The organism is Shewanella sp. SM87 (genome assembly GCF_025653705.1).
GTDB classification, from domain to species: domain Bacteria; phylum Pseudomonadota; class Gammaproteobacteria; order Enterobacterales; family Shewanellaceae; genus Shewanella; species Shewanella oncorhynchi.
The window spans coordinates 1-1,607 of sequence record NZ_JAKKSC010000075.1 but is presented as its reverse complement, the minus strand read 5'-3'; the positions used below and the strand labels follow the sequence as shown (position 1 = coordinate 1,607).

Sequence of the window (1,607 nt, the reverse complement as noted above, 5' to 3'; positions counted from 1 at the left end):
GAAATCTGTTATTCCAAGGCGCCGCTATAAGAATACACCTCAAGAAAGAGTCGATTGGTGCTTATATCGGTATCGACATTTAGTGGAGAATGCTTTTGGAAGAATTAAGCACTATCGAGCAATATCAACAAGATATGACAAGCTAGCAAGAAATTACGCCAGTATGGTGTCACTGGCGTTTATGTTAATGTGGCTGCCGATATATTGCTGAACAACATTTGTACAGCAAAGATCAACAGACCCTAGTTACAGCTAAACTGATAACACAAATTCAGCTTCTAACTCGTGGAGCATATCAAACGTGTTTAAATATTTAACTCCAACACGTTCACAGATATTAGGAATTAGAATTTTCTTCTTAATCATGACATCATATCGCTCATGAGTAACAATAGTTGCTCCTAAAACCATTGCTTTAGCAATTAGCCATGGATCCGCACCAGAAAGAAATTCCTCATGAGTACCAGCGTTCATTTGAGACATACTGTAAACAATATTAACAACTTCAACAAATGCCTTCTGAGTTGCTGCATCGCTTTCTGAGAAAAATATATGCTTGTGAGCTTTAACCCAATCACTCAGATCATCACCGTAATGAATCAACTCTTCTTTTACAAATTCGATGCTGCATACTTGACCTTTCTCATACGCTTTAAGAAGCCAAGCCCAGTACGCAGGACAAATAGCCATTCCGTAATATCTGCCCTTAGCTTCAATAAAAGTGTTTGAATCCAGTAAGTACTTCATAATGATAGTTTACTCGCATAAGTCTTTATTGCATGAGGCGCAACACCTAGTAACTTACTCGCGTCTCTAAGTAGCAATCGACCACTTAAGGCTTCTGTTACTACTGCTCGTGATAAAATTAAGCTATTTTTAGCTCCTGCCGTCCTGTAGAAATCCCCACCATTACTAGTCCTGTTTCTAAAATCATTTAATTCTTCTTGATAAAAACCACGATATTCATCTTTAGTTATCAAACCGCAATCCATTGCTCTTCTGGCAACAACAAGCTTACTAACATGAAACTTAGAAGCTCCTCTGAATAAATTTTCAATAATTTTTTCAGAGTGATTCCAAATGGGGATAAGCAGATTCTTTGGAACTAAAAACTCACCAGCGATTGCGTTACAAAATACCTCAACCTTTGCGTGACTACTATATCCATCTGATATTCCACTACTACCAAGCCATAAATGAGCTAGTTCATGAATCAAAGTAAATAATCGTGCAGTTTCAGCATCTGCACTATTAATAAAAATCAACGGTGCTAATACGTCACTAATAGCGAAACCTCTAAACTCAGAAACTTGTAATTTTCGATGAGTATTATTCCCAACAATACCGCTACGCATTACTGTAGTGATGTGATGGACGCCTCAGCACCTAAGCTTGCAGTATTATGCCAAGCTTAAAGCTGACAAATAGTTCTGGAGGTTTCCATCATGGATATTAAAGTTATTGGTATCGATTTAGCCAAAAATGTTTTTCAAGTTTGTGTTTGTCTTATGGATAACTCTGTCATGAGTAACAAAAAGGTTAACAGAAACAAGCTGCTCGATAAAATTAGACAATTCCCCGAAGGTAGCCTTATTGCTATGGAGGCC

The 1,607-nt window shown here is 37.6% G+C and carries 3 protein-coding genes and 1 pseudogene; 2 read left to right on the top strand and 2 right to left on the bottom strand.

Annotated features, from left to right (window positions below; translation table 11 throughout):
- On the top strand, nt 1–211 hold a 211-nt coding region (locus tag L5M11_RS23665), incomplete at its 5' end, for a transposase (RefSeq protein WP_263193394.1).
- Between the two features lie 41 nt (nt 212–252).
- Here the strand turns inward: L5M11_RS23665 and L5M11_RS23660 are convergent.
- Nucleotides 253–747, bottom strand: coding sequence for a DUF4411 family protein (locus L5M11_RS23660; RefSeq protein ID WP_014611392.1), 495 nt, complete (start codon nt 745–747; stop codon nt 253–255).
- On the bottom strand, nt 744–1,355 hold the full coding sequence (locus L5M11_RS23655; protein WP_263193443.1) for an ImmA/IrrE family metallo-endopeptidase: 612 nt from the start codon (nt 1,353–1,355) through the stop codon (nt 744–746). Before L5M11_RS23655 ends, L5M11_RS23660 begins: the two co-directional genes overlap by 4 nt.
- A gap of 90 nt (nt 1,356–1,445) precedes the next feature.
- Between L5M11_RS23655 and L5M11_RS23650 the strand changes: the two are divergent.
- Nucleotides 1,446–1,607, top strand: a pseudogene (locus L5M11_RS23650) (IS110 family transposase); the annotation flags it as partial.

Bases quoted from the DNA above. Each gene is read 5' to 3' on its own strand.
- L5M11_RS23655 (WP_263193443.1), bottom strand. From the start codon at position 1,355: ATGCGTAGCGGTATTGTTGGGAATAATACTCATCGAAAATTACAAGTT.
- L5M11_RS23660 (WP_014611392.1), bottom strand. From the start codon at position 747: ATGAAGTACTTACTGGATTCAAACACTTTTATTGAAGCTAAGGGCAGA.